This window comes from Nonomuraea sp. B10E15 (genome assembly GCF_039871615.1).
Taxonomy (GTDB): domain Bacteria; phylum Actinomycetota; class Actinomycetes; order Streptosporangiales; family Streptosporangiaceae; genus Nonomuraea.
Genome location: NZ_JBDPMB010000006.1, coordinates 1 through 24,999 on the forward strand (window position 1 = coordinate 1; position 24,999 = coordinate 24,999).

The following is a 24,999-nucleotide window of genomic DNA, read 5'->3' on the forward strand; positions in this document are numbered from 1 at the left end:
CCCAACCCATAGTCGTGATACATCACCCCCGCGAACACACCCGTCCGACTCCCCCGCAACCCCACCGGATCAATCCCCGCCCGCTCAACCGCCTCCCACGACGCCTCCAGCAACAACCGCTGCTGCGGATCCATCGCCAACGCCTCACGCGGCGAGATCCCGAAGAACCCCGGATCGAACTCAGCCGCGTCGTAGAGGAACCCGCCGTGCCGCGCGTACGAGGTGCCCTGGCTGTCGGGGTCGGGGTTGTAGAGCTTGTCCAGGTCCCAGCCACGGTCGGAGGGGAACTCCCCCACCCCGTCGCGGGCCTGCGCCACCAGCTCCCACAGGTCCTCCGGCGACAGCACACCACCCGGATAGCGACACGCCATCCCCACGATCGCGATCGGCTCGTCGACCACCTTCGTGGCGGTCACGGCGGCCTGGGCGGCCTGCCCGCCGGCCATCTGGTTGGCCAGGTGGTCGGCGATGGCCTCAGCGGTCGGGTAGTCGAAGATGAGCGTGGCCGGGAGCGGCACGCCGATGGCGGCCGTGAGCTGGTTGCGGAACTCGACGGCCGTCAGGGAGTCGAAGCCGAGCTCCTGGAAGGCGCGGTCGGGCTGCACCGCGTCCGCCGAGGCGTGGCCCAGCACCTTGGCCGCTTCCTTGCGGACGAGTTCCAGCAGCAACATCCTGCCGCGTTCCGCGCCCTCCAGCCCGGCGAGCCGGCGGGCCAGCTTCGATCCGGTCGAGCGGGCCACCTGCCGTACCGACCCGCGTACCAGGCCGCGCAGCAGCGCGGGAAGGCGGGAGCCGCGGCCGGCCAGCGCGCTCGTGTCGATGCGCAGTGGAACCAGCGCCGCCGCGTCCGAGCCCGCTCCGGCGTCGAACAGCGCCAGCCCTTCGTCCACGGTCAGCGCCGGCAGGCCCTGGCGCCGCATCCGTCCGAAGTCGGCCTCGCTCAGCGAGCCGCTCATGCCCGCGTCGGTCTCCCACAGCCCGTACGCCAGTGACGTGGCGACCAGCCCCGACAACCGCCGGTGCACCGCGAGGGCGTCGAGGAACACGTTCGCGGCGGCGTAGTTGGCCTGCCCTGCCGCCAGGACGGAACCGCCCGCGGACGAGAACAGCACGAACGCCGACAGGTCCAGGTCACGGGTGAGCTCGTGCAGGTGCCAGGCCGCGTCGGCCTTCGGTCCCAGCACCCGGTGCAGCCGTTCGGCCGACAGCGACCCCACCAGCCCGTTGTCACTGACGCCCGCCGCGTGGACCACGCCGCGCAGCGCGCGCTCCTCGGGGATGGACGCGATCACCGTGGCGAGCGCGTCACGGTCGGCCACGTCGCACGCGGCCACGTCCACCTCGGCACCCAGTTCGGACAGCTCCGCCACCAGCTCGGTGGCGCCGGGCGCATCGAGCCCGCGCCGGCTGACCAGCAGCAGGTTCCGAACGCCGTGCTCGGCCACCAGGTGACGCGCCACCAGCGCGCCCAGCCCACCGGTCCCGCCGGTCACCAGGACGGTCCCCTCGGGCCCGAACACCGGCTCGCCGGCCGACGTTCCGGCCCTCACCAGCCGCGGAGCCCTGATCTGGCCACCGCGGACCGCGGCCTCCGGCTCTCCGGAGGCCGCCACCCCGGCCAGCGTGTCCCACGACTCGGCGCTGCCGTCCACGTCCACCAGCACGAACCGCCCCGGGTTCTCCGCCTCGGCCGCCCGTACCAGCCCCCACACCGGAGCCGCCGACACGTCAACCCGATCGCCGTCGCCAACAGCCACCCCACCCCGCGTCACCACCACCAGCCGCGACGACGCGAACCGCTCGTCGGCCAGCCATCCCTGCACCGCGCTCAGCACGTCGGCGAGGGTCTCGTGGACGGCGTCGAGGACCTCCGCCTCCGGCGGGGTCACCACGTACGTGACCGCGTCCGGCACGGCGGCGTCCTCGGCGACCGACGCCAGCTCGGGCAGCTCGGGCTGCTCGGCGGTGTCGGGGGCGGAGACGGGCGTCCACTCCACCCGGAACAGCGACTCGGCGTGGTCGTTGCCCGCGGCGGTGAGCTGTTCCGCCGAGACCGGGCGGACGGCGAGCGACTCGACCGACAACACCGGCGCGCCGTCGGCGTCGGCGATGGTCAGGGCGATGGAGGTTTCGCGGAGGCGGGAGATCCGCACCCGTACGCTGCTCGCGCCGGCCGCGTGCAGCCGCGCTCCGGCCCAGGAGAACGGGAGCACGGTCTGCCCGTCCCCGGCGATCAGCTGGGCGTGCATCGCGGCGTCGAGGAGCGCGGGGTGCAGCCCCGACCTGGCCGCGTCGGCGTGCGCCTGCTCGGGCAGCTCGACCTCGGCGAACACGTCCTGGTCCCGCCGCCAGGCGGCCTGCAGCCCCTGGAAGACGGGCCCGTACTCGTACCCCATGCCGAGCAGCAGCTCGTAGGCGCCGGACACGTCGACCGCGTCGGCGCCGGCCGGCGGCCACTGCTCGAGGCCGTCGGCGGGCGCGGTCGCGGCGGCGGACAGCGCGCCGTCGGCGTGCCGGGTCCACGTGCCGGCGGTGTCGCCGTCGGCACGGGAGTGGATGGCGATCGACCGCGCGCCGGAGGCGTCGGCGGCGCCGACGACCACCTGCACCTGGCGCCCGCCGCCGGGGGGCAGCAGCAGCGGCGCCTGCAGGGTGAGCTCCTTGACGAGCGGGCTGCCCACTTCCTGGCCGGCCTGCAGCGCCAGCTCCAGGAACGCCGTCCCGGGGAGCAGGATCGTGCCGTTGACGGCGTGGTCGGCCAGCCACGGCTGGGTGGCCACGGACAGGCGGCCGCTGAAGATGACCGACTCGCCGCCGGCCACTTCGGTCACCGCGCTCAGCAGGGGATGGTCGAAGGCCGCGAGCCCCGCCCCGGCCATGTCGCCGGCGCCGGCGCGCGCGGAGATCCAGTACCGCTGGTGCTGGAAGGCGTAGGTGGGCAGGTCCACGAGCGACGGGCGGGCGGGGGCGAAGAACGCCTCCCAGTCGACGGCCACGCCGCGCACGTGCAGATGGCCCAGGGCCTGCACGAACGCGAGCGGCTCTGCGCGGTCCTTGCGCGTGCTCGGGACGAAGACGCCGTCCTCGGCGCTCTGCTGGGCCAGCGCGGTCAGCGTGGTGTCGGGGCCGACCTCGATCCAGACCTTGGCGCCTGCCGTACGGGCGGCGGCGACGCCGTCGGCGAACCGCACCGCGCCACGTACGTGCTCGACCCAGTAGGCAGGGTCGGTCAGCTGGCCAGGCTCGGCCAGACGACCCGTCACGTTCGAAACAATCGGCAGGCCCGGCTCGTGGACGCCGATGCCGCTGATCGCCTCCGCGAACTCGGCCAGCATCGGCTCCATCAACGGCGAATGGAACGCATGCGACACCCGCAACCGGCGCGTCCTCGCCTCCACCTGGCCCTCGATCTCCGCGATCGCCGCCTCGTCACCGGACACCACCACCGCAGCCGGACCGTTCACCGCCGCGATCCCCACCCGGTCCTCACGACCAGCCAGCAACGGCAGGACCTCAGCCTCCGGGGCAGCCACCGCCAGCATCGCCCCACCAGAAGGCAACGCCTGCATCAACCGCGCACGAGCCGCCACCAACGTGCAGGCATCCTCCAACGAGAACACCCCCGCCACATAAGCAGCAGCGATCTCCCCGATCGAATGCCCCACCAGCACATCCGCCCGCACACCCAACGAAGCCAGCAACCTGTACAGCGCCACCTCAAAGGCGAACAACGCAGGCTGCGTCATCCCCGTCTCGTTCAACACACCCTCGGGATCGGAGAACATCACCTCACGTACGGGATGCGGCAACAGCGGATCGAGCACCCGGCAGATCTCGTCCAGTTCGGCGCCGAACACGGGAAACGCCTCGGCGAGCTCGCGGCCCATGCCGAGCCGCTGGCTGCCCTGGCCGGCGAACAGCAGCGCCACCTTCCCGCCGGAACCGCTTCCGGAGATCGCGCCGGAGGGGTCCTCGGCCAGCGCCTCCAGCCCGGCGAGCAGTTCGGAGCGGTCGGCGCCCACGACCACCGCGCGGTGCTCCAGCACGCTGCGGCCGCCGGCCAGCGTCCAGGCGATCCCGGCCGGGTCGGTCCCGGGGCGCTCGGTGACCCACGAGGCGAGCCGCCGGGCCTGCCCGGCCAGCGCCTCGGGGCTCCTGGCCGAGATGAGCCAGGGCAGCACCGGCAGAGCCCCGTCGTCGCCCGTGGTGATCTCGCTCTCGTCGCCCTGCTCGATGATCACGTGGGCGTTGGTGCCGCTCACGCCGAAGGACGAGACGGCGGCGCGGCGCGGGCGGTCGAGCTCGTCCCACGGGCGGGCCTCGGTCAGCAACTCCACCGCACCCGCCGACCAGTCCACATGCGGCGACGGCTCATCCACATGCAGCGTCTTCGGCAACGTGCCGTGCCGCAGCGCCATCACCATCTTGATCACACCGCCCACACCCGCAGCCGCCTGCGCATGACCGATGTTCGACTTCAACGACCCCAACCACAACGGCCGATCCCGATCCTGACCATAAGCAGCGATCAGCGCCTGCGCCTCGATCGGATCACCCAGCGACGTCCCCGTCCCATGCGCCTCCACCACATCCACCTCAGCCGCCGACAACCCCGCATTCGCCAACGCCTGCCGGATCACCCGCTGCTGCGACGGACCGTTCGGCGCCGTCAACCCATTACTCGCACCGTCCTGATTGATCGCCGAACCACGCACCACCGCCAGCACCCGATGACCGAGCCGCCGCGCATCCGACAACCGCTCCACCAGCAACATCCCGACACCCTCAGCCCACCCCGTGCCATCAGCACCAGCCGAGAACGCCTTACAACGACCATCAGGCGACAGACCCCGCTGCCGCGAGAACTCCACGAACGTCCCGGGCGTCGCCATGATCGTCACGCCGCCGGCCAGCGCCAGCTCGCACTCGCCCGACCGCAGCGCCTGCACCGCGAGGTGCAGCGACACCAGCGACGACGAGCACGCGGTGTCCACGGTCACCGCCGGGCCCTCGAACCCGAACGTGTACGACACGCGCCCGGACGCGATGCTGCCCGAGTTGCCGGTGCCGACCAGCCCTTCCAGCTCCTGGGGCACGGTGGCGGGGGCGTAGTCGTGGTACATCACGCCCGCGAACACGCCGGTCCTGCTGCCCCGCAACCCCGCCGGATCGATCCCGGCCCGCTCCATCGCCTCCCACGAAGCCTCCAGCAACAACCGCTGCTGCGGATCCATCGCCAACGCCTCACGCGGCGAGATCCCGAAGAACGCCGGATCGAACTCCCCCGCCTCGTACAGGAACCCGCCATGCCGCGCATACGTGGTCCCGTGACTGTCCGGATCGGGGTCGTACAGCGCCGCCAGATCCCAGCCCCGGTCCACGGGGAACTCCCCGATCGCGTCCTGGCCGGAGGCCACCAGGTTCCACAGGTCCTCGGGTGAGAGCACCCCGCCGGGGAAACGGCAGGCCATTCCCACGATCGCGATCGGCTCGCGCGCCGCCTCGGCGAGAGAACGGTTCTGCGCACGCAGCCGTTCCGTCTCCTTCAAGGAGGAACGCAGGGCCTCGATGAGCTTGGTGTCGTTCGCAGCCATTCTCGCCTCGTACTCTTCGTGCTACCGAAAGGGGGATCTACGCCTGGGCGGCGGGGATGTTCTCGGTGATCGTCCGCATGACCGCGGCGGCGTGGTCGTTCAGGTAGAAGTGACCGCCGCGGAAGACGTGCAGGTCGAACGCGCCGCTGGTGTGCTCTTTCCAGCGGGCCGCCTCGTCCGTGGTGACATGGGGGTCACGGTCGCCGGTCAGGACGACGATCGGGGCGTCGATTCTGGCGCCGGGCGTGCAGCGGTAGGTCATGATGGCCGTGTAGTCGCCGCGCAGCGACGGCAGGATCATGCTCTGCAGCTCGGGGTCGGCCAGCATGCGCACGTCGGTGCCGCCGAGCCGCCGCACCTCGGCGAGGAGGGCCTGGTCGCCCTCCTTGTGCACGGTCTCGACGCGCACGCACGAGGGGGCGCGCCGGCCGGAGGCGAAGAGCACCCGCGGCGCGAGGTTCCGCTCCATCAGCCTTCTGGCCACCTCGAACGCGACCACGGCGCCCATGCTGTGCCCGAAGAAGGCCATCGGCCGGTCCGCCAGCGGCACGATCTCCGCCGTGACGCGGTCCGCGAGCTCGCCGATGTCGTCGATGCACGGCTCGTGGCGGCGTTCCTGCCGGCCCGGATACTGGATCGCCAGGACGTCGAACCGCGGCGTGAGCTGCTTGGCGACCGGGTGGAAATAGGAGGCCGAGCCGCCCGCGTGCGGGAAGCAGATCAGGCGCGTGGCGCTCTCGCGGCTGTCCGGCGCGGAGAAGAAGCGCCGCACCCACGTTCCGGTTTCGGTGATCACTGGGTTTTCCTTCCGTTGATGTCCGCACTCACCCTGGCGACCAGGAGTTCGGCGCCTGGAATGTGTGCGGCTCGTCCCAGGCGGGCGGGCGGGAGGAGGCGCCCCCGGTCCAGCGCGGGCCGTCCGCCCGCGTCGCCGGCCTGGGCGGCGGGGTGTTCCCCTGCTCCGCGCCCGGCGCGAGGCGGTGCAGCAGTGCCGTCACCACCGCGGCCACCTCCTCCTGGTCCAGCTCGCCGCGTACGAACCTGAACACCGCCCCGTCGCCGCCCATCACATCGGCAGGTTTCCGTGCTTGCGGTACGGGACCTTCGCGGTCTTCGCGCGGAGCATGGCCAGCGACCGCGCCAGCACCGCCCTGGTCTCGGCCGGGTCGATCACGTCGTCGACCAGCCCGCGCTCCGCGGCGTAGTAGGGGTGCATCAGCTCCTGCCGGTACTCCCTGATCAGCCGGGCGCGGGCCGTGTCGGGGTCGTCGGCCGCGGCGATCTCCTTGCGGAACACGACGTTCGCGGCGCCCTCGGCGCCCATGACGGCGATCTCGTTCGTGGGCCAGGCGAAGGACAGGTCCGCTCCGATGGAGCGGGAGTCCATCACGATGTACGCCCCTCCGTACGCCTTGCGCAGGATGACCTGGATGCGCGGGACGGTGGCGTTGCAGTACGCGTACAGCAGCTTGGCCCCGTGCCGGATGATGCCGGCGTGCTCCTGGTCGCGGCCGGGCAGGAAGCCGGGGACGTCGACCAGGGTGACCAGGGGGATGCTGAACCCATCGCAGAACTGCACGAACCTGGCCGCCTTCTCCGAGGCGTTGATGTCCAGCACGCCCGCCAGCGAGGCGGGCTGGTTGGCCACGATGCCGACGACCTGGCCGTCGATCCTGGCCAGGGCGCAGACGACGTTGGTGGCCCACGTGCTGTGCACCTCGAAGAAGTCGCCGTCGTCGGTGACTTCGTGGATGACCTCGCGCATGTCGTACGAGCGGGTCAGCTCGGAGGGCACGATGTCGAGCAGCGCCTCGCACCGCCGGTCCGCCGGGTCGGCGGTGGCCAGGGCGGGCGGCGACTCGCGGTTGTTGGCGGGCAGGAGGGAGAGGAGGTAGCGGACCTCCTCCAGGCAGTCGGCCTCGTTGTCGTAGACGAAGCCCGCCGCGCCCGAGACGGTGCCGTGCACCTGGGCCCCGCCGAGCTCGTCATGGCTGATCTTCTCGCCGGTGACCGCTTCGACCACGTTGGGGCCGGTGATGTACATCTGCGAGATGCCGCTGACCATGAAGGTGAAGTCGGTGAGCGCCGGGGAGTAGGTGGCGCCACCCGCGCAGGGGCCGAGGATCACGCTGATCTGCGGGATGACCCCGGAGGCCTGCACGTTGCGCTGGAAGATCCCGCCGTAGCCGGCGAGCGCGGTCACGCCCTCCTGGATGCGGGCGCCGGCGCCGTCGCTGAGGCTGACGAGCGGCGCGCCGGTCGTCGTGGCGAGATCCATGAGTTTGTGGATCTTCTGGGCGTGCGCCTCGCCCAGCGAGCCGCCGAAGATGCGGAAGTCGTGCGCGTAGACGAAGACGGTGCGGCCGTGCACCTTGCCCCAGCCGGTGATCACGCCGTCGGTGTAGGGCCGCCGGTCCTCCATGCCGAAGCCGCTGGCGCGGTGCCGGCGCAGCGGCTCGATCTCGGTGAAGGTGCCCGGGTCGAAGAGCAGGTCGAGCCGCTCGTCGACGGTGAGCTTGCCCCTCGCCCGCTGCGGGTCCTTGGCCGGCCGAGCTTCCCCGCCGCGCGCCTGATCCTTGATCATGCCGAGTTCGGCCACCCGCTCCCGCAGGGAGAGAGGCGGTTCCAAGCCGCGTTCTGTGGTCAGAGTCACGTTGCGTATATCCTCTCGGCCTATGAGCGGGATATCAGCGGACACGCCCTTCGAGCGCGTGCCCGGATGCCCCGCCCCAGTCACGTCTCATTCCAGCCCATGGGCCCGCGACCTAGCTACGGGATTCGCCCCCTAATATCCGCCTGCATTCCCCTACGGAATCCCCTGGACGGCGATCGAGGAGAAACCTGGGCTTTCCAGGGGAGCGCCCGGAATTTTCCCGCGGTGCCGTCGCCACGCTTCAGGGGGGCGATAGGGGTTGCCTGCACGGGAGGGTTCGTGCCCCGCCGCGAGCAGCACGTCTAGTGGGGCATAGGGGTTACCCCACGCTTCGCGCATCGCGAATACTGGTGCCGCTCGGCAACCTGAAATCTCGCCGGTGTGCCCGGCCGGGGCGCACCAGCGCGGCGTGTAAGGAGACACCGGTGGACTTTGGTTTATTCTATTTCGCGGACGGTGTCCGGACCGGATCCGACCAATACCGGCTGCTGCTCGAAGGGGCCAGGTTCGCCGACACCAACGGTTTCTCCGCGGTGTGGACACCCGAGCGGCATTTCCATGAATTCGGCGGCCGTTATCCCAATCCGGCGGTGACCGCGGCGGCCGTCGCCGCGGTGACGGAGAACGTCGCGATCCGCGCGGGAAGCGTCGTGGCCCCGCTGCACCACCCGGCGCGCATCGCCGAGGAATGGGCGGTGGTGGACAACCTTTCCGGCGGCCGGGCCGGCGTCTCGTTCGCGCCCGGCTGGCACGTGGTCGACTTCGCGCTGAGGCCCGAGAACTACGCCGACCGCCGCCAGGTGACGATGGACACCATCGACACGGTGCGGCGGCTGTGGCGGCAGGAGGAGGTGGAGCTGGTCGACGGCGCGGGCGAGTCGGTCAAGCTGCGCACCCATCCGGCGCCGGTCCAGCCGGAGCTGCCGACGTGGCTCACCAGCTCGGGCAACCCGGAGACGTTCCGCCAGGCGGGCGACCTCGGCGTCGGCATCCTCACCCACCTGCTCGGCCAGAGCCTCGACGATCTCGTCCGCAAGGTCGCCGAATACCGCGAGCACCACGCCAGGGCGCACAACGGGACCGGCCACGTGGCGCTGATGTTGCACACGTTCGTCGGCGAGGACCGCGCCAAGGTGCGGGAGGTGGTGCACGATCCGTTCACCGACTACCTGCGCAGTTCGCTCGGCCTGGTCCTGAAGGCGGCGGAGGAGCTGATGCCGGGCATCGACCCGGACCAGATGGACCCGGAGGACATCGAGTTCCTCCTGGAGGTCTCCTTCGAGCGGTACTTCGAGACGGGCGGCCTGTTCGGCACCGTCGACGACGGCATGGCGCTGTTGAGCTCGCTGGAGAGGATCGGCGTCGACGAGGTGGCCTGCCTCATCGACTTCGTCCCCGACACGGACGCCGTCCTCGACGGCCTGCGTCACCTCGCCCGGCTCAAGCAGCGGTGGGAAGCACGGTGAGCGCGCCGCCGGCCGGCGCCGTCATGATCGACAGCGCGCGGTTGAGACGCGCGCTCGGTCACTACCCGACGGGCGTCGTGGTGGTCGCCGCCCTGGCGGACGGCGAGCCGCACGGTTTCACCGTGAACTCCTTCACCTCCGTCTCCCTCGACCCGCCCATCGTGAGTTTCTGCGCCGCCCACACCTCGACCACGTGGCCGTACATCCGGGCCGCCGGCGCGTTCACCATCAGCATGCTGAGCGCCGGTCAGGAGCGGGTGTGCCAGTCGTTCTCGAAGAAGGGGGCCGACCGGTTCTCCGGGGTCGGCTGGACGGTGAACGGGAGCGGCCATCCGGCGATCACCGGCGCGGTCGCGTGGATCGACTGCATGCTCGACTCCTGCCACCTGGTGGGGGACCACGAACTGATCCTCGCCAGGGTGATCGACCTGACCACCAACGACGCCGCCGGCGACGACCCGCTGGTCTTCCACCGCGGGCGGCTCGGCAGGGTGCTGCTCTGAGAGGCGGAAACGACGAAAGGCGCTCTCCTGCCGGAGAGCGCCTTTCGGGTGGTGCGCCGCCAGGGACTCGGACCCCGGACCCGCTGTTCATCAAGGTTCCCGCAGGCGGGAATTCGGGGCCCGCTGCTGCCCCTGCGCTGGTCGTGCGTGCCGCTACCGTTCCGCCCTCCTGATCGCCGGCTCGCTGTCCAACGTGTCGCGGAGCACCTGGGCCAGATGGGTGCCATGACGGTTGGTGCCCTGGGCGATCTGGGTGCGGCAGGAGAAGCCGTCGGCCAACACCAGGTCCTCCTCACCCGCAGCACGAACCTTGGGATAGAGCGCTCGCTCGGCGCAGGCCTGGGAGATGTCCCAGTGGCCGCGCTCGAAGCCGAAGTTACCTGCCAGACCGCAACATCCCGACGAGACCACATCGGCATCGACGCCGACCCGCGTCAGCACCTCGCGGTCCGCTTCATACGAGCCCTTCGCCTCCTGGTGACAGTGCACCTGCGCCACAGCACGCACATCGAGCCGGCGGAAGGGCCACGGGTCTTCGTGCTGAGCGACGAACTCAGCGAACGTCTGCGTCTGCGCCGAGAGTCGCCGAGCCCGCAGGTCCTCAGGCAGTAGTTCGCTGGCCTCGTCACGCAGCATCACCGTGCAGGACGGCTCCAGCCCGATGATTGCCCGTCCAGCGGCCAGGTGCGGCGCGAGGAGGTCGAGGGACCTGGCGAGCATCCGGCGGGCGGCGCCGAGCTGCCCCGTTGAGTGCAAGGTCAGCCCGCAGCAGACGAAGCCGTCTGGAAGCACCACCCTGTATCCCAACGCCTCCAGCACTTCCACGGCTGCTTTCCCGACGTCAGGGCTGAGGTAGTTCGTGAAGCTGTCCGGCCACAGCACCACGGTTCCCATTCCCGACGACTCGTGCCGCCGCATCCACTGCGCGAACGACCGCGGCGCGAAGCGGATCAGCTCGCGCCGCGGCTCGATTCCGCCCAGCCGTTTGGCGAACGCCGCGATCGGGCGTCGTGCCAGCACCACGCCGGCGAGCCTGGCGAGCCCGGGCACCGCGGCGATCAGCCTCGCCAGCAGCGGCAGCCAGCCCATCGAGTAGTGCGCGGCCGGCCGTACCCGCCCCGCGTAGTGATGGTGCAGGAACTCCGCTTTGTAGGTGGCCATGTCCACATTGACTGGGCATTCGTCCGCGCACGCCTTGCACGAAAGGCACAGGTCGAGCGCCTCACGCACCTCCTTGGAGCGCCAGCCGCCCGGAACTGACTCCCCGCGCAGCATCTCGGCGAGCACCCGCGCCCGCCCACGCGTGGAGTGCACCTCGTCGCGGGTCGCCTTGAACGACGGGCACATGCTCCCGGAATCCAGTGACCTGCAGGCTCCCACCCCGACGCACCGGTGGACGGCCGCGGCGAACGAGCCGGCGTCCCGGTGCAACGCGTGTACCGGCGTCACCTCCAACGCACCGCGCTCGGGTCCTGGCCGCACGGCTGCATCGATCGGCGCCGGGTCGACCAGCACGCCGGGGTTCAGCGTCGCCCGCGGGTCGAGGAGGTGCTTGAACGCGGCGAAGCAGTCCAGCATCGGCTGCGAGTAGATGACGCCGAGCAACTCCGAGCGCGCCCGCCCGTCGCCGTGCTCACCGGACAGCGAGCCGCCGTGCGCGGCGACGAGCCCGGCGGCGTCGGTGATGAACGACCGGTACGCGGCCAGCCCCTTCTGGGTGTCAAGCGCGAAGTCCACCCGCAGATGCAGGCAGCCCTCCCCGAAGTGGCCGTACGGAACACCGCGGAGCTCGTGCTCGTCCAGCAACGAGGAGAGGTCACGGAGGTAGGCGGCCAGATTGCGGGGCGGCACCGCGGAGTCCTCCCATCCGGGCCATGCCTCGCCCCCGTCGGCGAGCCGGGTGACGATGCCGGCCCCTGCCTCCCTGATCCGCCACAACGCGCGGGCCCGGGCCGGTTCCGTCACCACCAGCGCCGTTGCCCCGCCGGCGAGCCGGGCCAGCGCGTACGCCCGCTCGACGGCCTCGGCGGTGGACGTTCCGCCGGTCTCGCAGTACAGCCAGGCCTGGCCATCGGGAAGATCGGCGCCGGCAACGGCCTTACCCGGCCTTGAACGCAGCGCGGCGAGCAGGTCGGCGCCCATGCCTTCGACGGTCATCGCCCCCGCGGCCGCCAGCTCCGGCGCGACCTCAGCGGCCAGGTGGACGTCGGGGAATCCGAGGACCAGCAACGCGGATGCGGCCGGGGTCTCCACGAGCCGAACGGTAGCCTCGGTGACCACCCCGCAGGTGCCCTCGCTGCCCACCAGCGCCTTGGCCACGTCGAAGCCGTTTTCCGGCAACAGGTGATGCAGCCCGTAACCCGAGACCTGCCGGCCGAACCGCCCCAGCTCGGTGCGCAGGAGCGCGAGGTTGTCCCGTACCAGCGCGCGCAGCCGCCCGTCCAGATCATCGTCGCCGGTGGTGGTGCCCGCAGCGACGAGCTCGCTGCCGTCGGCGCTGACCATCCGCAGCCCGATGACATTGTCCGCTGTCGTGCCCCAGGCCACCGAGTGCGCACCGCAGGCGTTGTTGCCGATCATTCCGCCGATGGTGCACCGGGAGTGGGTGGACGGGTCGGGGCCGAACGTGAGCCCATACCGGCCCGCCGCGGCACGCAGATCGTCGAGCACCACCCCCGGCTGCACCCGTGCGGTACGCGCCCCCGCATCGATCTCGAGGATCTTGTCCATCCGCCGGGAGAGGTCGAGCACCACACCGGTTCCGATGGCGTTGCCCGCAACCGAGGTGCCGCCGCCGCGCGCCGTAACGGGGACTCCGACCGCGCCGGCCAGCCGGACCGCGGTCGCGACGTCCCTCGCCGTGCGCGGTTCGACGACAGCGACGGGCATCTGCCGGTAGATCGAGGCATCGGATCCATACGCCGCCCGCGCCGCCAGACCCGTGCGCACCATGCCGGGCAGTTCCTCCGCCAGTTTCCCGGCCAGCGCCGTCGCGGTGACCGCCATGAAGACCACCTCCTAGTTACATGCAACTGTTGCATGCAACACCTTACAGTGAATGACCTCTAGGATTCGAGGCGACGGCGAGAGGAGAGACGGTGGAGCGGTTGCCCAAGGAGCACACGAAGAGTGAGCGGCTGGCCGTCACCGTGCGCGATGCGATCATCAGCGGCGAACTCGCGCCGGGGCGGCTGTACTCCGCGCAGGAGCTCGGTGAGCGGTTCGGCGCCTCTCGGACCCCGGTCCGAGAGGCGCTGCTGAAGCTCGCCGATGCGGGACTGGTGCGCATCGAACGTAACCGTGGTGCGCGCATCCTCACCAGCAATGACCAGGACATCAACGAGGTCTTCACACTCCGGCTGCTCCTGGAGCCGCCGGCGGCGGGCCTGGCAGCGCAACGGCAGGACTTCCCCGTGACCGATCTCGACAGCGCACTCGCGGATATGCGCGCCCATCAGGACGACCGTGAGGCGTTCTTCGCCGCGGACCGCGCCTTCCACGAGGTGATTTTGCGCGCCAGTGGCAACCGGCGCCTGGTCGCGTTCGTCACCGGGCTGCGCGACGCAATCTCCCTGCAGGGTCGCAGGACGGTTCCCGGTGGACGCAGTCCCCTGGAGATACTCGCCGAGCACGAGGCGATCGCCGAAGCGATCCGCGCCGGGGAGCGCGAGGTGGCCACCCGCGCCATGCGTGTCCACCTGCTCAACACCGCCGACCTCCTCCTGGCCGGCGACCACGACAACCTCAGGGAGTGGCTGTCATAGGCGAGACAGGTGCCTTCTCCTGGAGGACGAACACCTCTCCTGGTGAACGGCCGACGATCTCCCCGTAGAGCAACGGGTCCGTGGCGCCGTCAGCGCCGAAGAGGATGACCGTGCAGTCCTCGTCGAGGTATTCAGGATTCAACGGTGTTCCCCTTGCGGTAGCGGCGAGATTCCGGGCGGTCGGAGTGCCCGCGCGACCTGGTCGACGGAGGTCCGGCAGTGGGCGTCGCAGATCGGGAAGGGCTCGTGGACAGGCCGGTCCAGCACGCCGGACAGCCCATCGATGTCCCGCTGCGCGCGTCCGCTCGGTGTGCCAGGCGGCGGGCGTCGGCCCCACCTTGGAGGTGTCGCCGGGGACGAGCGGGACACCGGCTCACCCCAGGCGACGACCACCGTTCGAGCCCGCTCATACTGAGGAGGGCAGCACCAGCACCGCGAAGGTCACGATCGGGGCGATCACGATCAGTGACAGGCCCCAGCGCATCAAACTGGAGAAGACGTTCGCGCGCTTGCTCTCCTCAGAGTTCGCCACGGCCAGGGCCCCCATCGTCGACAACGGGCTGCAGTCGACCACCGAACTGGACACCGCAAGTGCGACGATGAAGGCCGTCGCGCCGATCTGGTCCGTCAGCAAGAACGGGGTCGCGAGCGGCACCACGACTCCGAGCAGAGCGGTAGTCGAGGCGAACGCGGAGACCACAGAGCCAATGAAAAGGATCACGATGGCGGCCAGCAGCGGGGCGTCGATGTCAGCGATGCCACTACCGAGCCAGTCGATGGTGCCCTGTCCCTGCAGGAGAGCCACGTAGGTGATGATCCCGCAGATCAGCAGAACCGTTGACCAGGCCACCTTCCCGACAGCCGCCTGAGCGGAGCCGGTGAACACCAGCGAGAGCAGCACAGCGATGGTGAGGGCCACGAACCCGACGTCGAGGCCGAACGTCAGGGTCAGGACGACCAGCGCGATGATGCCGACCAGAGTGCAGATCTGCTCGAGACCGAGCCGGCCGGAGCCCTCCAGCGGATCGGGCTCGACATCGGCGGTGCCGCCGGCCGTCACGGTCGCGCCGGGAGACCGGAGCTTCGACTCGGCCCCGGTGGTGCTGTGGACCGGTGCGGTGACGGTTGCGGGAACGGCGCGCTGGGTCAGGAGCTCGCGGCCGCCGAGCGTGATGTACGCGATTGCGGCCAGGATGAGGGTCGTGACGAAGGTGCCCGCGAACAGCAGCAGCGGGCTGGTCGGGAGGCCGGCTCCCGCGCTGAGGCCGTTGACGATGACCCCGTAGATGCCTATGGGCGAGAAGCCGCCGGCAGTGGTGCCCTGGATCACCATCATGCTCATCATCACCGGGTTGATCCGGTGCTTGACGGCGAACTTCAGCGCGATCGGCACGACGATGGCGCAGGCGGCCGGTGCCGCGGCGCCGACGGCGGTGAGGCAGGCCGGGACGGCGAACATGGTCCAGGGCACCAGGCCTGTGCGTCCGCCGACGGCTGCGACGGCCGCTTGCACCAGCCGCTCGACTGTTCCGTTGTAATCGGCGATGGCGAACAGGTAAGTGACGCCGACAAGGATCACGAACATCTCGCCCGGGAAGCCGTCGAGGACCGTCTTGGCCGGGACTGAATAGACGAGACCACCGACGATGAAGGCGCCGACCAGTGCGACGGTGCCCATGTTGACCGAGCGGATTGTGCCCAGCAGAAAGATGACGACGAATGCGCTCAGCGCGATGATCTCAACTGGCACGATGCTCACCGTTCCTGGTGCCCCGAGGCAGGTTGTCTTCACTTTGCCGCGAACCGTTGAGGGCCGACCCGCGCGGGCTTGTGTTGTTCTCGCCGTGACCAGCGTCGTTGAGTTCGGCCAGGACGCTCGCGGTGTGCTCACCGAGCGCCGGCACGGACGGGACGGGCGAGTTGTCGGTCCGCAGGTTGAACGGGGCCCGGACGGTCGGCGCGAGACCGCCGCTGGTGCGGATCGACATCCAGCGGTCTCGCGCCCGGAGCTGAGGGTGCTCGATCAGGCCACGCAGGTCGTTGACCTCGCCTGAAGGGATTCCAGCTGCGAGCAGCCGTCGCACGGACTCCTCGTGCCCGATGGCGGTCAGGAGCTCTTCCAGGCGCGGCTCGAGGACACCGCGGTTGCGGACGCGGTCGGCGTTGGTGGCGAAATCCGGATGTTCTGTGAGCTCAGGCGCTCCCAACACGTCCTCGCACAGTGCCCGCCAATGCGATGTCGTCTGAACGGCGAAGTTGACCGACGTCGAAGACCCGGTCCGGTAGAGCCCGTAGGGGATCATCATGTTGTGCCGGGCCCCCTCCCGCCGGGGTGTGCTGTCGGCGTGGATCTGGTGATAGGCGGGCGCCATCATCCATTCGGCGATGCAGTCGAGCATCGAGATCTCGACCAGGCGACCAGCGCCAGTCGTCGACCGCTCGATGAGCGCCGCCTGGACAGCGGCCAGGGCGTACACCGCGGTGCACATGTCCACCACGGAGATGCCGACCTTGGCGAGCTCTTCCTCGGTTCCGGTGACCGACATCAAGCCGGACTCGCCCTGGATGAGCAGGTCGAACGCCTTGCGGTCGGCCATCGGACCGGAGGTGCCGTAGCCGGAGATGGCGCAGTTGACGATCCGCGGGTTGAGCCCGGCCAGGTGCTCGTGGTCGAACCCGAGCCGGCTCATCGCCCCCGGCGCCAGGTTGTGGACCAGAACGTCGGCCTGGCTCACGAGCCGCTCAAAGCTGGCGCTGCCACCATCGGAGCGCAGGTCCAGCACCACACTGCGCTTGCCGTAGTTCGCCCACGCGAAGTAGGCCGAGTCTCCGTCGACGACCGAGTCGTAGCCACGCGCCAGATCACCGGCGGGTGCCTCGACCTTGACGACATCGGCGCCAAGGTCGGCGAGGTGCCGGGCGCACAGAGGAGCGGCGACGGCATGCCCGACCTCAACCACTCTCACGCCGCGCAGTGGCGGGCCACAGTAGTGAGTGCTGGTTCTTGTCGACGGTGTGACCGTTGGATGTGCTGTCACGCGTGGCTCCACATGGCTCACGAAATGTGTCGCCTGTCACGCTATGGACCTGGGTGGGAACCTACGACGGGCATTACTACGACGTCGGGTGGGCTCCATTGGAACTTCCGCCAACGGACTCGCTGTCACCAGCGGGGACGCACCTACACTCGGTGAGTATCGACAACGGAGGTGAGACGTGCTGCTCTCTGAGCTGCTCATGGCCATCGGCGATGGCCCGCTACGGGCGCGCAGCACGGCGAAGTTCGACCCGGATCTGAACGAAGTGCTGCTCGATGACGGCGCCACCACGATCGGTCCCGGTCAGATCGTCCTTGCCATTCGATCGGGAGCCGAGCAGGACCTCGTCGACCAAGCGGAACGCGCAGGATGCCGTGCGGTAGTCGTGTCCTCGAGCGCGCAGGTGGAGCCTCGCCCCAACGTCGTGGTGCTCGACTCCGACATCGCGTGGACGCCGCTGTTCGTACTGCTCCGGACGATGCTGCTGGCATCACATGACGAGGCGAGCGACGCCACGGGTCCCAGTTCGGTCCACGGCCTCGCCGATGCGGTGGCCGTCATGGTCGGCGGCTCTGTCGTGCTCTACGACCGCGCCCACCGGGTTATCGCCTACTCGGTTCAGGGCCACGAGATCGACCACGTTCGCCGTGACGCGATTCTCGGCCGCCGCACGCCTGACCAGTGGATCAGACGCTTCACGATCGACCGTACGGCCTACCAGACCTACTCCGAACCCGGCCGCGTGGTGAGGGTCGCCGACTACCAGGACCTGCACACGCGGTTGCGCATCGCCGTGCACACCGGCGACGAAGTCATAGGCGAGATCTCCGTCGCGGAGGGCGCCACACCATTTCCTCCGCATGCAGAGGAGGCCCTGCGACGAGCCGCACGACTGGCAGTGCCTGTGGTGCTGCGACACCACCGCGCACAGGACGCTGAGAGAATCACACGCGAACGAACCGTGCGAACGCTGCTGCGCGAGGGCGCGCTACCCGCGCCCATGTTGTCCGGCGAGGGGTCGAAGGTCGCGCGCGAGCTGTTCGTCCTCGGTTTCGGACTCGACCAGGGGCCCGGGAGCGCAGACGTTCCCCCAGATGAGCAGGTCAGCGAACGGTTCGTCCACTTCCTCTCTCTGCACCTGGGCGCGATCGACGCCTCTTCGCTGGTTGCACCGCTCGACGGCGCATACTGGGCTGTCGTGTCGGCTGGCGTCACCACCCATGGGCGCCTGGTCAAGAGCGCTCAGCTGGCTCTCGGACAGCTGGCCCGGATGGGAGTACGCGCGAACGCGGCCATCGGGCCCCTCGCCGCGACGCCAGAGACGGTGCCGGCGACCAAGCGGATCGTCGAGGACCTGCTGGCAATCGCGCGCTCCGAAGGCAGCAGCGGCCGGATGATGACCCCCGAGACGAGCTGGGCCGGGCTCGTGCTCGTCGCCGCCTGCCGCGGCCTCAATGAGAACAACGTTGTGCCGCGAGGACCCATCGACGCCCTGGTCGCATACGACCAACGCCACGACTCCAACCTGGTCGAGACCCTTGCGACCTTCCTCGACGAGTTCGGATCGATATCAGCCGCCGCATCACGGTTGTACCTGCACCCGAACACACTCAGGCATCGCGTTCAAAGGATCGCCGAGGTGTCCGGCCTCGATCTGAACGACGCCAATGAGCGCCTCGCCGCAGCGATCCTGCTGCGTAGCGCTCACGTGAGCGAATCGCAAGCTGTCTGAGACCACGCATGCGAGCCGAACCACTGTTGATCAACGATTGAGCTTCGTCATCGAGACGCCGGTCATGGGCGTTGTTCCATCGGTTCACTGCGGCGTCGTGCACATGGCCGACTGGCGTGATGGCGGTCCACTGGTCAGCGGGTGACATGCCGCTCCTGGCGCGGACCTGAGACTCCGTAGCCAGGAGCGCTATGGCACGCGCGGCAGTCAGATCTCCACCGTGGTCTTCAGCAGGGCGGCGAGTTCGGCCATGTCGGAGACGGTGACGTCGGCGGAGTAGCGTCCGTTGCCGAACGGGCGCTTGCGGCGGTCGACGAACGCCGACCGGAGGCCGGCCGCCTTCGCGCCGATGCAATCGAATGCGTGGTTGGCCACGAACAGGATGTCGTGGCGTCCGAGTCCGACGAGCGCGGCCGCGGTGTGGTAGGTCGTGCGGTGAGGCTTGAACGAGTCGGCCTCGGCGACGGACATGACGCGGTCCCACAGATCGGCGGTGCCCGAGTAGGGAACGCCCGCTGCGAGCATGTCCGGGTCCCCATTGGAGAGGATGTACAGCTTGAGCCCGTGCTCCTTCATCTCGGTGAGCGCCTGGACGACGTCCGGGAATGGGTCGAGTCGCGTTATCTCGTCGACGAGTTCGCGCACCTCGTCGTCGGTGTGCTCGATGCCCGCTCGCTCGAGGGTGTAGTCGACGGCCTCGAACCCGATCTGACGGTACGGCGTGTGGTCGCGATGCAGCAGAGCGTCGATCATCGAGTTTTCGAAGTGAGTCCTGCGCCACCAGGTGACCAGGCGCCCAGGCGGGTTCTTCGTGTAACCCTTGCGTTCCAGGTACGGGGCGACCGCGCGGGTCAGGCTTCCCTGCATGTCGACGACAGTGCCGTAGAAGTCGAACATGACGGCCTTCACGTCGCGGATGTCTTCAATGCTCACAGAAACTCCTCGGATGTGCGTACGTGCTGCACACCGACGCTAGAAGGGTGGGATCGGTGGACGCATTGGACGATTCCTAATGATCGAGCAAGAGTTGTGGTGCGATGTTCCATGGGCTGGGGCGGCAGATGGTTGCAACGTTGACTCATGCCCCTACGCCTGAGTCATGTCGATGTTCTCCGCTCGGTTCGCCGCGACGTTGCCGAGAGCGCGGAGACCGGCGCGCCGCCGTTGGGGCACCTCGCGGGACTTCATCGGGTGCCGACCCAGGACGGCTCCTACGCGCTCGCCTTCGACCTGGAGCGGCCCCTGATGGCTGGCGGGCCGGGCCTCTTGGAGATCGCCATGCTGACCGACCTCGCGTTGGGTGGCGCCATCCGCAACCAGGTCGGTCGAGCGCTGCCGATGCCGACGATCTCGATGACCCTCCAGCTCGCTCCGGGACGAGCCGCGCAGGTGGCAGCGGCCGACAGCGAATGCACGGGACGACTCGATCGCACCGCAACTGCACGCTCCCAGCTCAAGACCGCGGCCGGAGAGATCGTCGGCGACGCGCAGGGCGTCTTCGCGCTTCCGGCGATGCCGTACGACGGTCCCGAGCGAGCCATGCCTTGGGACTGCCTGCCAGGAGACGACGCGGCGGACACTGGGGGCGGCGCCGCAGATGATCTGACGTCGTGGACGCCGGGGACCACCGATGCGGCGCTGGTCGACCGGATCGTCGAGCACGCGTCCCGGACTCCGAGGTGCGCGTGGGGAACGGCGCACGTCGAGCAGCAACTCACGTCCAACGGCGAGAACATCGCGCTGACGCCGACCGAGCCCATGGCGAACCGACTCGGTCACGTTCAGGGCGGCGCTCTCTTCACCGCTGCCGTGCTCGCGGCCGCGCGGCGAGGTGAATTTCCGGTCGACTCGCTTGTGACGGGCACGATCGAGTTCATCGATGCGGTAAGGCTGGACGACCAGATCCTTACCCAGGTGTCGGTCCTGCGAGCAAGCGGGCGTTCCTTGTTCGCGAGCGTCTTGGTGGATCAAGGTGAGCGCCGCTGCTGCCACGTCACGACCGTGTTCCGGCGCGACTACGCCATCTCTTGATCTCCGCCTCGCGTAAGACAGGCCGAGAACCGAGAAGCCCCAGACCAAAAGCATGGCCTGGGGCTTCCACCGGGTGCGCCGCCAGGGACTCGAACCCCGGACCCGCTGATTAAGAGTCAGCTGCTCTGACCAACTGAGCTAGCGGCGCAACAGGTGTAACTGTATCAGCCGCCGAACGGTACCCGCACATCATCCGAGCCTGGCCGCCAGCCCTTCGTACGCCCCCAGCACCAGGTCCCAGAAGCGCTTCACGTCCAGCGACGTTCCCACCTGCGCGTTCGCCTGCCGGTCGCCGATCCTGAAGTCCGTCACCGTCATCCCCCGGGTGTGGATCCCGGCCGTCTCCACGTTCACCACGGCGGGAACGCAGGTGAACAACGACGGATCCAGCACGTACGCCACCGCGCACGCGTCGTGGATGGCCGGGCCGCCGCCGGCCGTGACCTCGCCGTAGAACCGGGCCGCCGGCACCAGCAGGTCGCTGCCCAGCCGCCCGAGCGGGCGCATGCGGTCGAGCACGCCGGTGTTGACCACGGCCGACAGCGTCACGTCCAGACCCATCATCGTCACCGTCCATCCGGCGTCGAAGACGATCGCGGCCGCCTCGGGGTCGGCCAGCATGTTGAACTCGGCCGCCGGGTTGTGGTTGCCCCGCGTGAAGGAGCCGCCCATGATGACCAGGTCGCGGGCCCACTCGACGACGCGCGGCTCGCGGCGTACGGCGAGGGCGAGGTTGGTCAGCGGCCCGACGGCCACCAGGGTGATCTCGCCGGGAGCGGCCTGCAGCGTCTCAGCGATGAAGTCGGCCGCGTGCCCGGGCGACGCTCCCCGCTCGGCCGGGGGCAGCCTCACGTCGCCGAGCCCGGTGGCGCCGTGTACGTGGGAGGCGCGTACGGTGCGCCGCAGCAGGGCTCCGGCGCTGCCCGGCGTCACGGGCACGTCGCCGAGTTCCAGGAACTCCCTGAGCGCCAGGGCGTTGGCGGTGGTCAGCTCCAGATCGACGTTGCCGCCGACCGTGGTGATGCCTGCCAGGCGCACCGACGGGGACCCCGCGATCAGTGCCAGGGCGAGCGCGTCGTCGATGCCGGGATCGCAGTCGATGAGAACTTTCTTCACGGAAGGCGAGGATACGCATAGATCGGGCCGGGCAGTTCCCCCAAAGCTGCCCGGCCCGATCGGTGGCGGTCCAGGCCGGCGTCTTCCCCCAAAAACGCCGGCGGTCCCGCACTGGCGAACCGCGGTCCCCCTCCGCGTCCGCTCCGGTGAAGGTCTATTGGCCTCTCGACCTGCTACAACGGTACCGAGACGAATGCAACGGTCGCGTCATAACGGGGTCGAATATCTGTTTAATCCCACCTACGGAAGTTCCAACCGAACCTCCGTACCTTCCTGCAGTGACCTGCTCACCGTGCAGTACTTCTCGTGCACCCGCTGCGCCACCGCCTCGAAAACGGCGCGGGCGTCCTCCGACGGCAGCTCGACGTCATAGGTGACCGTCACCGGGCCCAGCTTGCTCTGCTCGACCTTCTCCGCCTGCACGGTCATCTCCAGGCGGACGAGCCGCTTGTTCCGCTGGGCCGTGAGCGGCTCGACGGTCACGATGTTGCACCCGCCCACCGCCGCCAGCAGCAGCTCGACCGGAGTGAACACGCCGTCCTCGTCGCCACCGCCGATCCGCACCTCGGCGCCGCGGGCGTTCGTGGCCCGGAATCCGCCGTCATCAGTCCGCTCCACACGCACATTTGCCATGTTCCCGACCTTAGCCACCGAGCGCAGCGGCGGGTCCGGGGGTGTGCCCGCGGCCCCCTTCACCTGATTCCTCAGCTGCGCTCAGAAACCTTTCATCTTCGTTGAGCACCGTGATGGACATGGCTAGCGAGGCGAATGCGAACCAAGGTCCCATCCTCTTCTGGTGTGGTGTCGCGGTAGCCGAGTTCGGCGCGATCCAACCGGGTCTCGGCCATCCGTGGAGCCCCGCCTCCTACCTCACCGCGGCGCTGCTCGCCGGGATCGGCCTGCTCAGCGTCAAGGCCGCCGGCCACCTGCGCACCGAGGAGGCCAGGCAGCGGCTGCGGCTCGGCGGCTACCTGACCGGAGGGCTGCTGGTGGCGTACCAGGTCGGCGCGGCGCCCCAGGCGACGGAGCCCGGCCGCGTGGCCTGCCTGCTCCTGTACGCGCTGGCGACCGTCATGGCGGTCCTGAGCCACCGCGTCCCGCCGGAGAGCAGGCCGGTCCTGCTGATCGCCACCGGCGTCGATCCGCGCTCCCTGCGCGCCCGCCTGGCGAGGGCCGCCGACACCGTGGCCGTCTACCGCACCGAGCGCGCCACCGACGAGCTGCGCGACCTGGAGGCCACGTACGGTCTCGTCCTCGTCGTCGGCCGGGAACACGACCCGAGGGTCAAGGAGCGCCTGAGCGCCTCCGGGCTGAGCCGCGAGATCCCCGACATCGCCGAGCGCGAGGTGGTGGTGGCCGGCCCGCGCCCGTTCAAGCGGTACGTCAGCGGCGCGTTGTCACGCCTCGCCATCCCCAGATCACAAATCCGTTTCGAAAACGGACACAGGGTTTAGGCCGACGTTACGCGTCATCTGAGACGGTAGGTGACGGACAAGGAGGCAAGGTGACGACTTTCCCCGGAACCGCCCGTGTCGAGATGGTCATGGGCATGCCCGTCAGTGTGGACATCCGCACGGCGCTCCCGGCACGCGAGACGACCCCTCTGCTGGACGACGCGTTCGCCTGGCTCAGGTGGGTGGATGACACCTTCAGTCCGGTCAAGGAAGACAGCCAGATCGGCCGGCTCAACCGCGGCCAGACCATCGAGCAGATCCCCGAAGTCATCGAGGTCCTGCACCGCTGCGACGAGCTCAGCAGGCTCACGGACGGCTGGTTCGAGGCCCGCATCAACGGCGTGACCGACCCGTCCGGCTACATCAAGGGGTGGGCGCTCGAACGCCTGTCGCGCGCGCTGGTCAACGCGGGCGCCGGCGACCACCGCATCAACGCGGGCGGAGACATCAGGCTGCGCGGCTCGGCCTCCCCCGGCAAGCGCTGGCGGGTCGGCATCCGGGACCCGCACACGGACCTGGTCCGCAAGGTCGTCCTCGCCCACGACCTGGGCATCGCCACCTCGGGCGGCGCGCCCATCGTCAACCCGCGCACCGGCGAGGTGCAGCGCGGGCTCGGCTCGGTCACGGTGATCGGGCCCGACCTCGGCATGGCGGACGCCTACGCCACCGCCATCTACGCCATGGGGCCCGTCCTGGCCAGGCGCTTCGCCGCCCGGCTCGCGGAGTCGGGGCCGTACGAGACGATGATCATTCTGCGGGACGGGCAGGACGTCAGCACGCCCGGCTTCGCCCAGTACAGCGGCGGCCAGGCCCAGCTGGCGGGCTGATCCGGGGCGCGAGCGGGGCGCGAGCGGGCTAGGCGTCGGGGTGCTTGCGCAGATATTCCAGGTAGATCGGGCGCAACGCCTCCCCCAGCTCGCCCTCGCCCGACGCGATGGCGTCGCTGAGCAGCGCCGAGACCCTGCTGAGGTCGTTGGCGCTCTCGTCATGGTGACCGGTGGCGGCCTCCGCGGCGGGGATCACCTTCAACAGGTCCCACAGAAACCCCAGGTCCCCATGGCGTACGGCATAACGCACCGCCCGATCGTGCAACTCGTTGGCCGGCAACGACTCGAGCCCGTTCGCGTTCATCTCGTACCTCCCCTGCACGCACCTTCCCGAGCAGGACGGGCCATAACCGGCGACCACCGGCGGTGACCGCCGCGCATCGCCGTGCTCATGCCTCTATCGCGGCGCCGTTCCCAAGTGGGAGGATCAAGCAGCGTGAGATTCATCATCAGAACCCTTGCGGCAGCGGCGGCCCTGTGGGTCGCCATCCAGCTCGTCCCGGGAATCGGCATCGATCTCGAGACGAACACGGCGCAATACTGGGGCGTCCTGGTGATCGTGGCGCTGATCTTCGGCATCATCAACGCGATCGTCAAGCCCATCGTCAAGACGCTGGGCTGCGCGCTCATCGTGCTGACGCTCGGTCTCTTCCTGCTCGTGATCAACGCCGCCATGCTGCTGTTGACGGGCTTCATCGCCGAGCAGGTCGACATCCCCTTCCACGTCGACGACTTCTATCCGGCCGCGTTCTGGGGCGCGATCATCATCAGCGTGGTGAGCTGGCTGCTCGGCCTGTTCATCCCCGACAACGACTGAGTCC

At 69.6% G+C, this 24,999-nt stretch carries 20 protein-coding genes and 1 tRNA gene; 8 read left to right on the top strand and 13 right to left on the bottom strand.

Annotated elements, in window-relative coordinates:
- From ABGB14_RS19755 to ABGB14_RS19770, 4 genes are all read right to left on the bottom strand, one after another.
- A partial coding sequence (locus tag ABGB14_RS19755; protein ID WP_347645181.1) for a type I polyketide synthase occupies positions 1–5,594 on the bottom strand: 5,594 nt, incomplete at its 3' end.
- Positions 5,595–5,631: 37 nt separating this feature from the next.
- Positions 5,632–6,390, bottom strand: a complete 759-nt coding sequence (locus tag ABGB14_RS19760) for an alpha/beta fold hydrolase (RefSeq protein WP_347645182.1) — start codon at positions 6,388–6,390, stop codon at positions 5,632–5,634.
- Positions 6,391–6,418: 28 nt separating this feature from the next.
- Entirely contained in the window at positions 6,419–6,664 is a 246-nt protein-coding gene (locus ABGB14_RS19765; RefSeq protein ID WP_347645184.1) for an acyl-CoA carboxylase subunit epsilon, read from the bottom strand.
- Positions 6,661–8,178 (bottom strand): acyl-CoA carboxylase subunit beta, encoded by a 1,518-nt coding sequence (locus ABGB14_RS19770; protein ID WP_347645540.1) that lies wholly within the window; start codon positions 8,176–8,178, stop codon positions 6,661–6,663. Before ABGB14_RS19770 ends, ABGB14_RS19765 begins: the two co-directional genes overlap by 4 nt.
- 494 nt (positions 8,179–8,672) lie before the next feature.
- Between ABGB14_RS19770 and ABGB14_RS19775 the strand changes: the two genes are divergently transcribed.
- Both ABGB14_RS19775 and ABGB14_RS19780 read left to right on the top strand, forming a co-directional pair.
- Positions 8,673–9,713 carry a MupA/Atu3671 family FMN-dependent luciferase-like monooxygenase gene (locus tag ABGB14_RS19775; RefSeq protein ID WP_347645186.1) on the top strand — a complete coding sequence of 347 codons (1,041 nt, stop codon included), beginning with the start codon at positions 8,673–8,675 and terminating at the stop codon, positions 9,711–9,713.
- Positions 9,710–10,216 (top strand): flavin reductase family protein, encoded by a 507-nt coding sequence (locus ABGB14_RS19780; RefSeq protein WP_347645187.1) that lies wholly within the window; start codon positions 9,710–9,712, stop codon positions 10,214–10,216. The genes ABGB14_RS19775 and ABGB14_RS19780 overlap by 4 nt, the downstream gene beginning before the upstream one ends.
- A gap of 153 nt (positions 10,217–10,369) precedes the next feature.
- Here the strand turns inward: ABGB14_RS19780 and ABGB14_RS19785 are convergent, their stop codons facing one another.
- Positions 10,370–13,222: an FAD-binding and (Fe-S)-binding domain-containing protein gene (locus ABGB14_RS19785; RefSeq protein WP_347645189.1), complete on the bottom strand. Its 2,853-nt coding sequence runs from the start codon at positions 13,220–13,222 to the stop codon at positions 10,370–10,372.
- A gap of 92 nt (positions 13,223–13,314) precedes the next feature.
- On the opposite strand from ABGB14_RS19785, the gene ABGB14_RS19790 reads away from it, so the two are divergent.
- Positions 13,315–13,980, top strand: coding sequence for an FCD domain-containing protein (locus ABGB14_RS19790; RefSeq protein ID WP_347645190.1), 666 nt, complete (start codon positions 13,315–13,317; stop codon positions 13,978–13,980).
- Here ABGB14_RS19790 and ABGB14_RS19795 read toward each other — a convergent pair.
- The 3 genes from ABGB14_RS19795 to ABGB14_RS19805 form a co-directional block, all read right to left on the bottom strand.
- Complete coding sequence (locus ABGB14_RS19795) at positions 13,961–14,122, bottom strand: hypothetical protein (protein WP_347645192.1); 162 nt, start codon at positions 14,120–14,122, stop codon at positions 13,961–13,963. The two genes, ABGB14_RS19790 and ABGB14_RS19795, sit on opposite strands and share 20 nt — an antisense overlap.
- Positions 14,123–14,386: 264 nt before the next feature.
- Positions 14,387–15,739, bottom strand: coding sequence for an SLC13 family permease (locus ABGB14_RS19800; RefSeq protein ID WP_347645193.1), 1,353 nt, complete (start codon positions 15,737–15,739; stop codon positions 14,387–14,389).
- The gene (locus ABGB14_RS19805) at positions 15,720–17,039 is read right to left on the bottom strand and encodes a CaiB/BaiF CoA-transferase family protein (protein WP_347645194.1); all 1,320 of its coding nucleotides are present in this window, start codon (positions 17,037–17,039) and stop codon (positions 15,720–15,722) included. Before ABGB14_RS19805 ends, ABGB14_RS19800 begins: the two co-directional genes overlap by 20 nt.
- Before the next feature lie 157 nt (positions 17,040–17,196).
- Here ABGB14_RS19805 and ABGB14_RS19810 point away from each other — a divergent pair, with 157 nt between their 5' ends.
- Complete coding sequence (locus ABGB14_RS19810) at positions 17,197–18,750, top strand: helix-turn-helix domain-containing protein (protein ID WP_347645195.1); 1,554 nt, start codon at positions 17,197–17,199, stop codon at positions 18,748–18,750.
- Between the two features lie 207 nt (positions 18,751–18,957).
- Here ABGB14_RS19810 and ABGB14_RS19815 read toward each other — a convergent pair whose 3' ends face one another.
- Positions 18,958–19,683 carry a haloacid dehalogenase type II gene (locus tag ABGB14_RS19815; protein WP_347645197.1) on the bottom strand — a complete coding sequence of 242 codons (726 nt, stop codon included), beginning with the start codon at positions 19,681–19,683 and terminating at the stop codon, positions 18,958–18,960.
- A gap of 147 nt (positions 19,684–19,830) precedes the next feature.
- Here ABGB14_RS19815 and ABGB14_RS19820 point away from each other — a divergent pair, with 147 nt between their 5' ends.
- Positions 19,831–20,781, top strand: a complete 951-nt coding sequence (locus ABGB14_RS19820; protein ID WP_347645198.1) for a hypothetical protein — start codon at positions 19,831–19,833, stop codon at positions 20,779–20,781.
- Positions 20,782–20,855: 74 nt separating this feature from the next.
- Here ABGB14_RS19820 and ABGB14_RS19825 read toward each other — a convergent pair.
- The 3 genes from ABGB14_RS19825 to ABGB14_RS19835 form a co-directional block, all read right to left on the bottom strand.
- Positions 20,856–20,929 (bottom strand) — tRNA-Lys (locus tag ABGB14_RS19825).
- 41 nt (positions 20,930–20,970) lie between these two features.
- Positions 20,971–21,897 (bottom strand): nucleoside hydrolase, encoded by a 927-nt coding sequence (locus tag ABGB14_RS19830; RefSeq protein ID WP_347645200.1) that lies wholly within the window; start codon positions 21,895–21,897, stop codon positions 20,971–20,973.
- Between the two features lie 240 nt (positions 21,898–22,137).
- A complete protein-coding gene (locus ABGB14_RS19835; RefSeq protein WP_347645201.1) occupies positions 22,138–22,530 on the bottom strand; it encodes an OsmC family protein in 393 nt (130 codons plus the stop codon).
- A gap of 119 nt (positions 22,531–22,649) precedes the next feature.
- Here ABGB14_RS19835 and ABGB14_RS19840 point away from each other — a divergent pair, with 119 nt between their 5' ends.
- Positions 22,650–23,351 carry a hypothetical protein gene (locus ABGB14_RS19840; protein ID WP_347645203.1) on the top strand — a complete coding sequence of 234 codons (702 nt, stop codon included), beginning with the start codon at positions 22,650–22,652 and terminating at the stop codon, positions 23,349–23,351.
- A 50-nt stretch (positions 23,352–23,401) separates the two neighbouring features.
- Complete coding sequence (locus tag ABGB14_RS19845) at positions 23,402–24,178, top strand: FAD:protein FMN transferase (RefSeq protein WP_347645204.1); 777 nt, start codon at positions 23,402–23,404, stop codon at positions 24,176–24,178.
- A 28-nt stretch (positions 24,179–24,206) separates the two neighbouring features.
- On the opposite strand, the gene ABGB14_RS19850 is transcribed toward ABGB14_RS19845, so the two are convergent.
- Complete coding sequence (locus tag ABGB14_RS19850; protein ID WP_132503624.1) at positions 24,207–24,482, bottom strand: hypothetical protein; 276 nt, start codon at positions 24,480–24,482, stop codon at positions 24,207–24,209.
- Between the two features lie 132 nt (positions 24,483–24,614).
- On the opposite strand from ABGB14_RS19850, the gene ABGB14_RS19855 reads away from it, so the two are divergent.
- Positions 24,615–24,995 (top strand): phage holin family protein, encoded by a 381-nt coding sequence (locus ABGB14_RS19855; protein ID WP_347645206.1) that lies wholly within the window; start codon positions 24,615–24,617, stop codon positions 24,993–24,995.
- Positions 24,996–24,999: the final 4 nt, after the last annotated feature.

Coding starts and splice junctions, on each gene's coding strand:
- ABGB14_RS19835 (WP_347645201.1), bottom strand. CDS start 22,530: ATGGCAAATGTGCGTGTGGAGCGGACTGATGACGGCGGATTCCGGGCC.
- ABGB14_RS19850 (WP_132503624.1), bottom strand. CDS start 24,482: ATGAACGCGAACGGGCTCGAGTCGTTGCCGGCCAACGAGTTGCACGAT.
- ABGB14_RS19770 (WP_347645540.1), bottom strand. CDS start 8,178: ATGATCAAGGATCAGGCGCGCGGCGGGGAAGCTCGGCCGGCCAAGGAC.
- ABGB14_RS19820 (WP_347645198.1), top strand. CDS start 19,831: ATGCCCCTACGCCTGAGTCATGTCGATGTTCTCCGCTCGGTTCGCCGC.
- ABGB14_RS19840 (WP_347645203.1), top strand. CDS start 22,650: ATGGCTAGCGAGGCGAATGCGAACCAAGGTCCCATCCTCTTCTGGTGT.
- ABGB14_RS19785 (WP_347645189.1), bottom strand. CDS start 13,222: ATGGCGGTCACCGCGACGGCGCTGGCCGGGAAACTGGCGGAGGAACTG.